Source organism: Acrocarpospora catenulata, from assembly GCF_018476525.1.
In the GTDB taxonomy this organism is placed as follows: Bacteria; Actinomycetota; Actinomycetes; order Streptosporangiales; family Streptosporangiaceae; genus Acrocarpospora; species Acrocarpospora catenulata.
Map to the genome: position 1 here is coordinate 1 of NZ_JAHCST010000119.1, position 8156 is coordinate 8156.

Annotated in this window: 4 protein-coding genes; 3 read left to right on the top strand and 1 reads right to left on the bottom strand. The window is 69.2% G+C overall.

Annotated features, from left to right (window positions below):
• Positions 1 to 1686 precede the first annotated feature (1686 nt).
• From KIP79_RS45620 to KIP79_RS45630, 3 genes are all read left to right on the top strand, one after another.
• Positions 1687 to 4230 carry a chitinase C-terminal domain-containing protein gene (locus tag KIP79_RS45620; RefSeq protein ID WP_214111331.1) on the top strand — a complete coding sequence of 848 codons (2544 nt, stop codon included), beginning with the start codon at positions 1687 to 1689 and terminating at the stop codon, positions 4228 to 4230.
• Between the two features lie 128 nt (positions 4231 to 4358).
• A complete protein-coding gene (locus KIP79_RS45625) occupies positions 4359 to 4928 on the top strand; it encodes a copper resistance CopC family protein (RefSeq protein WP_214111332.1) in 570 nt (189 codons plus the stop codon).
• A complete protein-coding gene (locus tag KIP79_RS45630) occupies positions 4925 to 5980 on the top strand; it encodes a CopD family protein (RefSeq protein ID WP_214111333.1) in 1056 nt (351 codons plus the stop codon). The genes KIP79_RS45625 and KIP79_RS45630 overlap by 4 nt, the downstream gene beginning before the upstream one ends.
• Positions 5981 to 5995: 15 nt before the next feature.
• Here KIP79_RS45630 and KIP79_RS45635 read toward each other — a convergent pair whose 3' ends face one another.
• Positions 5996 to 7909 carry an ATP-binding protein gene (locus KIP79_RS45635; RefSeq protein WP_308170252.1) on the bottom strand — a complete coding sequence of 638 codons (1914 nt, stop codon included), beginning with the start codon at positions 7907 to 7909 and terminating at the stop codon, positions 5996 to 5998.
• Positions 7910 to 8156 lie beyond the last annotated feature (247 nt).

An 8156-nucleotide genomic window follows, 5' to 3' on the forward strand; every position in this document is an offset into this window, starting at 1 on the left:
GCGAGTCCTTCCGCATGAAACAGGCACGAACCAGGACAGGTGGACGCCTCACTAAGAAATAGTCAACTTCACCAGGATGGAGACCTTGATCCGGCCACCAGCGGCGACACGCACTTGGCCGTTGACACCCTTCGGGTCCGGACCCGGCTTCCGCCGGGGCGGTTCGGCACCGCTCCTCGCACGGGGAGATTGGTTGCCGTGGGACTCCCACCCAACCAGCCCATTACTGATCTTCGGTCGGACCCGGCTTCCGCCCGGGCGGTTCGGCACCGCCCTCACACCGCAAGGCCGATTGCCGTGGAACTCTCACCCACCCTCTCGACCCTTCAGGTCCGGGCCGGCTCCGCCGGGACGGTCGGCTGCCGCCCCGACACGCCAAACTTGGGTGCGGTGGGACCCGCATGCCCTCAGTCAGCCCCGGCACCGCCGAAGCGACCAGCTTCCGCGTTGATGTGTGGGATTCGGTTCGCCGTGACCTTCCCACTCGCCCGCCCCCTCCCGTGTGGCCCCACCCACCCAGCCCATTACCGACCTCCGGTCGGACCCGACTCCTCCGGGATGGTGGGCTGCCGCCCCATCAGGCCAAGGTCGGTTGCGGTGGGACCCGCCCACCTGTTTGTGAGCACCGGTCGGCCCCGGGTTACGCACCCCTAAGAAGGTCTCTGCACAAGTGACACCTTCTTAAAGGTGCTGTGTGGCGCACAGTATCCGCGCGTTGCCGAACGAGGGTGGCTTGCTCTGGGTGGTCGGGCCGGGGGTGTGGTCGAGGCTCGTCGGAGGGAGGGTCGTCGGCCTCTGGGACGGCGTTGCCGGGTTGCCGAACGACGGTGGCGTGCTCTGGCCCCAATCTTTCGTCACAGAAAGTAGTGGACTGATGATCTATCGGGGCAAAGAAGCGTCACGATCCAGTACTGGGCTTGCCCATCACCGGATTAAGACACTTCTCCCGAATTGCCGCGCCGGATCTCGCCCCCCGCCCCAGGTCTCCGCTCCGGTGGCGTGCTCTGGGCGGTCGGGCCGGTGAGCTTCCCCTGCTCCCGGCATGCATCGCCCAACCCGCCTCCCGAAGCAGCCGCACCGCCGCCCGCACGGTCAGCTGCGACGCCCTATAGCGGCGGACAAGCACATGCACACTCGGAACCGCTCGGTACGGCGCAATGAACGCCTGACGGATCTCCCACGCCAGATCACAAGCGATCACCCGATACACCGGCATCACGTTGCGCATCCCCGGACTACCCCACCTCGGTGTTCCCGACCGCCGCCACTGACGCCAGACCTGACCTGGAGGGTTGCAGGGTCACCCCGATGGCTTATCTCCATGGGTAGGTGGGGCCTCACCGTGATGGAGGGCGGGTGGGTGGCGGTACCACGGCAACCATCCACCCCGGCGGAGCCGAGTCTGGGCCCGGAGGGCCAAGAGGGTGGGTGGGGGTATCGCGGCAACCAATCCCCCTGGACCAAGGCGGGTGGGCGCGTGATCGGGGCGTGGTTCTGGGTGATCTGACGGTCAAGGCTTGCTTAAGGCTGACTTAAGAGCTAACTATCAGGAAACTTTCTTAATAGAAATCATTGACTTGCCTGGTCGGGCGACTTAGGTTCACGATCGATCCCCTGGGGGCGGGGTGGTACCAGCCGCTGCGTCGGAATCCGCGATCTCCGACCGTCGCCTATCGGAGGTGGCACGTGCGCCTGCGCGCAGCCGCCGCGGGAGCCTCGCTCGCTCTCGTGGCCGCCCTTCTCACCATTCACGGGGCCCGCGCGGCCGTCGACCACGAGACCTGTCGCCCTGACGGGCTCTATCGCACGCCAGGGGTGGACGTTCCGTACTGCCTGGCGTACGACGAGAACGGCCGCGAGAAGAACGGCGCGGACCACCCGCGACGGATCATCGGCTACTTCACCAGCTGGCGGGACGGCACCAACGGCCAGACCCGGTACCTGGTGAACAACATCCCGTGGGGCAAGGTCACCCACATCAACTACGCCTTCGGGCATGTGGGATCCGACAACCGCCTGGCGGTGGACGCGGCGGCGACCACCCGTGAATGGCCGGGAGTGACCGGCGCCGAAATGGACCCCGCGTTCGCGTACAAGGGCCACTTCAACCTGCTCAGCAAGTTCAAGAAGCAGTTCCCCGACACCAAGACCCTGATCTCGGTGGGCGGCTGGGCGGAATCCGGCGGCTTCTTCGACGCCACCGGCAACCGAGTGCCCTCCGGCGGCTTCTACACGATGACCGTCAACAACGACGGCTCGGTCAACCAGACGGCCATCAACACCTTCGCCGACTCCGCCGTCGCCTTCATCCGCCAGTACGGCTTCAACGGCGTCGACATCGACTACGAGTACCCGACCTCCATGCGAGACGCCGGCAACCCACTCGACTGGGCCATCGCCAACGGCAAACGCGCGCACCTGATGAAGGGCTACACGGCCCTGATGAAGACCCTCCGCGCCAAGCTCGACGCCGCCTCGGCCGCGGACGGCAAGTACTACCTGCTGACCGTCGCCGCGCCCTCCAGCGGCTACCTGCTGCGCGGCCAGGAGACCTTCCAGGTCACCCAGTACCTCGACTACGTCAACATCATGTCGTACGACCTGCACGGCGCCTGGAACGAGTACGTCGGCCCCAACGCCGCCCTCTACGACAACGGCCAGGACGCCGAACTCGCCGCGGCCGGCGTCTACAACGCGCAGCAGTACGGCGGCATCGGCTACCTCAACACCGACTGGGCCTACCACTACTTCCGGGGTTCGATGCCCGCCGGCCGGATCAACATCGGCCTCCCGTACTACACCAGAGGGTTCAAGAACGTCACCGGCGGCACCAACGGCCTCTGGGGACGCGCGGTCGGCACCACCTGCCCGACCGGCCTGACCAAGTGCGGCGACGGCGCGGTCGGCATCGACAACCTCTGGCACGACGTCGAGAACGGCCTGGAGATGCCCGCCGGATCCAACCCGATGTGGCACGCCAAGAACCTCCAGCAGGGCATCCTCGGCGACTACCTCACCCAGTACGGCCTCGGCGGCACCACCCTCCAGGGCACCTACACCCGCTTCTACGACGCCGGCCTGGTGGCGCCCTGGCTGTGGAACTCCACCAAGCGGGTCTTCCTGTCCACCGAGGACGACGTCTCGGTCGGCGCCAAGGCCGACTACGTCATCGCCAAGGGCCTCGGCGGGACGATGATCTGGGAACTCGCGGGCGACTACGCCTGGAACGCCACCAAGGGCCAGTACGACCCCGGCGCCACGCTGACCACGCTCATGTACGACAAGTTCAGAACCGCCACGCCGTACGGAGCCGTCCGGGCCACCACCCCGATCCCCGCCCAGAAGCTGGACATCGGCGTCGAGTTCCGGGACTTCGCGCTCGGCGACAACAACTACCCCATCAACCCGAAGATCCGGATCACCAACAACAGCGGGGTCACGCTGCCCGGCGGCACCGAGTTCCAGTTCGACTACTCGACCTCGGCCCCCGGCAACGCCGCCGACCAGTCCGGCTTCGGCTCCCAGATCATCCGGCGGGACCACACGGCGGCCAACAACATCGGCGGGCTGCGCGGCGACTACAACCGGGTCTCCCTGAAGCTCCCCGGTTGGCAGACTCTGGCCCCCGGCGCCTCCGTCGACGTGGCCTTCGTCTACTACCTGCCGACCTCCACCCCCTCCAACTGGACGGTGACCTTCAACGGCGCCGGCTACGGCATCCTCCAGGACAACACGCGCGGCGGAACCCCCGTGTCCCCCTCGCCGTCCGCGTCGCCGTCCCCCTCCCCGTCCGGCGGCACCTGCACGGCCCCCGCCTGGTCCGCGACCCAGATCTACACGGGCGGCATGCAGGTCTCCTTCAGCGGCCGCCTCTGGGAGGCCCGCTGGTGGACCCAGAACAACCAGCCCGGCACCAACGAAGTCTGGCGCGACCTCGGCCCCTGCACGGGAAACCCGTCCCCGTCCGCCAGCCCATCCCCTAGCCCGTCCCCGTCGCCTTCCCCCAGCCCATCGCCTTCCCCGTCACCTTCCCCGTCACCTTCGCCCTCACCGTCCCCGTCCCCGTCCCCCTCCCCCACCGGAAACACCCCGGCCTGGGCCCCCGGAACGGCGTACGCGATCGGCGCCAAGGTCACCTACGCGGGCTCCGTCTACGAGTGCCGCCAGGCCCACACCTCCCTCACGGGCTGGGAGCCCCCCAACGTCCCCGCCCTCTGGAGAAAGCTCTAACCCCCAAGATCCCCCGGGCCGCGTGAGAAAGGTGACGCTCACGCGGCCCGGGCTTTGCCGCAGGACGAACGCGCGGTTGATGGCACGATGGGGCCGTACCACTTGTGCCAACGGAAGGTCATCGACAGGTGAGGCGTCTACTCACGGTCCTGCTGCTGGGCGTCGCCGTCACGGCGCTCCCGGTCCCGGCCGCTCAGGCCCACAACATCCTGGTTGGCAGCGACCCGGCCAAGGGCGCGACCCTGAGCACGGCCCCCACCGAGGTCACCCTCACCTTCGACCAGCCGGTGCGCGTCGAGTTCGCCAAGATGGCGCTCACCGACGCGGCCGGAACCCACTACGAGTCCGGCAAGGTCACCGCCGACGACAAGGACGTGACCATCGCCGTCCGCGCCCTGACCGCCCCCGGCCAGTACACCATCGGCTACCAGATCCTCTCCAACGACGGCCACCCGGTCACCGGCGGCGTGACCTTCACCTACGCCCCCGGCGGCACGGCCTCGGCCACCCCGACGGCCCCGGCGACCCCGGCGCCCCCCGCCGACTCCCCCGCGCCCGTCCCCGCCTCGGCGGCCCAGGCCCCGCCCACCGGAGGCTCCTGGGTTTGGGGGCTGCTCATCGGCATGGCGGCCCTGCTCGCGCTCGCCACGTACGTCCTGCACCGCCACGACCGCCGCCTGCGGGGGACGACGGCATGACCACCTCGCCGACCGAGACCCCCACGGCCTCGCCCAGCACAGCCGCCACGGCGCAGGACCCGAAGCCGTCCCGCGCCCTCCCCCTGGCCACGTTCACCACGATGGGGATCTTCGCCGTCGCCCTGGCCACCTGGACGACGGCCCCGGAGAACGCCCCGGGCATCCCCCTCCCCGGCCCGCTCGTCGAGTTCGGCCTGCCGGTCACCCGGCTGCTCCTGGACGTGGCCGCGGTCGCCACGGTGGGCCTGAGCCTGCTCCCCAAGCTCCTCGGCTTCGACGACCCGGCGGCGACCGAGCCGGTGGCCTCCCGCGCCCGCCACTGGGCGGTCGTCTCCGCCCTGGTCTGGTGCGCCACCGCGCTGGTCGCCACCGTCCTCAGCGCTGCCGAGATCATGCCCGGCCAGACGCCGGACCTGGCCGCCTACGTGGACAGCATCGGCTCCGGCCAGGGCCTGGTGGTCAGCGCCTCGGCCGCCCTGGCCAGCGCCACCGTCGGCATGCTCGCCGTGCGCTTCGGCGAGAAGGTCCCGGCCGAGCTGCGCATCCTGGTCGCCCTGTTCGGCCTGCTCCCGCTCCCGGTGACCGGCCACGCCTCCAACTGGTACTGGCACGACCTGTCCATGGTCTCGATGGAACTGCACGTGGTCGGCGCCGCCGCCTGGACCGGCGGCCTGCTCGCCACGGTGACCTTCCTGGCCGCCAACCGGCCCCTGCTGGCCGCCGTCCTCCCCCGGTTCTCCCGGCTGGCCACCGTCGCCCTCGTCACGGTCGGCCTCTCCGGCACCTTCAACGCCGTCGTGGAGCTGCTCCTCAGCCCGACAGAGCCGTTCCCCGACTCGGTCCTGACCACCGCCTACGGCCGCCTGGCCCTGTTCAAGCTCATCTTCGTCGTGGCGATAGCCCTGCTGGCCGCCAACATCCGCTGGCGCCTGCTCCCTGCCATCAGGGAGTCCCGCACCACCGCGTTCGCGGCGTGGGCGACCGTGGAACTGACCGTGATGGGCCTGGCGTACGGCGTGGCGGTGGTCCTGACCCGGGCCCCCGTCGCCTAGCTCAGCCGCTCCGGGCTAGGTCAGGTCCTCCTCCGGCGAGGGCGGTTCCTCGGTGCGGTCCATCTCGCCGAGGGCGAGGGAGATGGTGTCCTCCAGGGTGAGTTTGGAGCCCCTGTCGAACATCGTCTGGAAGGCGCCCTCGCCCATGATCTCCTTGCACTCCTTAAGGCTCTTGTCGTACTCGCTCGACAGGTACGCCGAGCCGAGCTGCGGCTTGCCGAAGGTGTGCCAGTTCATCTCGGCGGCGCCGAGCAGGTAGGCCGCGTGCTCCACCTGGCCTTCGGCCACCGCCAGCCGGGCGATGGTCTCCAGCACCAGCAGCACGCCGGGCACGTCGTGGAAGTGGCGCTTGATGCGCAGCGCCTCCTTGGCGCTGACCACCGCCTCGGGCAGCCGGTCGGTCTCGGCCTGGATCTTGGACAGGATCCAGCGGGCGTAGGAGCGCAGCCAGAGTTCGCCGCGCTCGTGGCAGACCTTCAGGCAGTCCTGGAGCAGCGTCTCGGCCTCGAACATGTCGCCCTGCGCGGTGAGCACCAGGGCCAGCTCGCCGATCGCGGGCAGCAGGCCGGGGTTGAGCTCCCGGCCGCCCCGGTGGAACTCGATCGCCACGCCGAGCAGCGCGGTCGCCTTCTTCAGGTCGTTGGAGAGGAAGGCGGCGGTGCCCTGCATCTTGGTGGCCAGGATCACCGAGGTGGAGTCGCCCACCTGGACCGCGTCGCTGCTGCACTGCTCGGCGGACTCGATCGCGCCCGTGATGTCGCCCTGCGCGCTGCGCACGTAGGAGAGCACCCAGAGCGCCTTGCACCGTTCCTTGCTGGGCTCGGTGGACCTGTCCAGCGCGCGCTCCAGGTAGTGCCGCCCCTCGCGGACGAAGCCGCAGGCCACCCACATGTACCAGAGCGAGGAGAGCAGCTCCAGGCCGATCCGGACCTGGCCAGGCTGGCTGAGGCAGTAGTCCACCGCCACCCGGATGTTGTCGTGTTCCTGGCGCATCCGGACGAACCAGTGCACCTGGCGCGGGCCCGACCAGGCGTGCTCGCCCCGTTCGGCCAGCTGGAGGTAGTAGTCACGGTGCCGCCGCTTCAGCGTGTCGGTCTCGCCGAGCTTGGCCAGCCACTCCTCGCCGTACTGCCGGAGCGTGTCGATCAGCTTGTACCGCTGGCCGGAGACGGTGGAGTAGCTGAGCAGCACCGACTTGTCCACCAGGCCGGTGATGACTTCCAGGATGCGCTCGCTGGGCAGGCTGTCCCCGGCGCAGACGTAGCGGGCGGCCTCCAGCTCGAAGTCCCCGGCGAACACCGACAGGCGGGCCCAGAGCAGGCGTTCGGCCGGTTCGCAGAGCTCGTGGCTCCAGCCGATGGCGGCCCGGAGCGTCTGGTGCCGGGGCAGCGCGGTCCTGCTGGCCCCGGCGAGCAGGCTGAACCTGTCCGTGAGCAGGCCGAGGATCTGGTCTACCGAGAGCGCCCTGAGCCGGACCGCGGCGAGCTCGATGGCGAGCGGGATGCCGTCCAGGCGGCGGCAGAGCTCGGCCACGCTGGCGACGTTCTCCTCGTCCACCGTGAAGTCGGGCACCACGGCGGAGGCCCGCTGCCGGAACAGCTCCACCGCCTCGTTCTGGTACGGGCTCTCCGACGGATCGTCGCCGGGCACGGTCAGCGGCGGGATGGAGACCGTGTACTCGCCCTGGGTGTTCAGCGACCGGCGGCTGGTGGCGATGATCCGCAGCTTGGGGGCCCGGTTGAGCAGTTCCCCGACCAGCTCGGCGCAGGTGTCCACCAGGTGCTCGCAGGTGTCCAGCACCAGCAGCAGATTCCGGCCGCTGAGCCACTCGCCCAGCGTGTCGCCGTCGAGGGACTGGTCGGCGATGCCGAACGTGGTGCTGATGGTGTGGCGCACCAGCCCGGGGTCCTGGAGCCGGGCCAGGTCCACATACCAAACTCCGTCTTTGTACTGCTGTCGCACTAAATGCGCGATACGGAGAACCGTTCGGGATTTCCCGACGCCGCCGATTCCGGTCACCGTGACCAGGCGGGAAGTCTGCAAACGTTGTCTGAGAGTGCGTTCCGCGAGTTGATGCCCCTTTTGTCGGTTGGGTTGGGTTAGGTCGGCTAGTCGGAGACCCGCCGGTCGGGCTATGGGCGCGGCTGGGTGAACAATCCCGGCTCGGTCTCGACGA

Coding starts and splice junctions, on each gene's coding strand:
- KIP79_RS45630 (WP_214111333.1), top strand. CDS start 4,925: ATGACCACCTCGCCGACCGAGACCCCCACGGCCTCGCCCAGCACAGCC.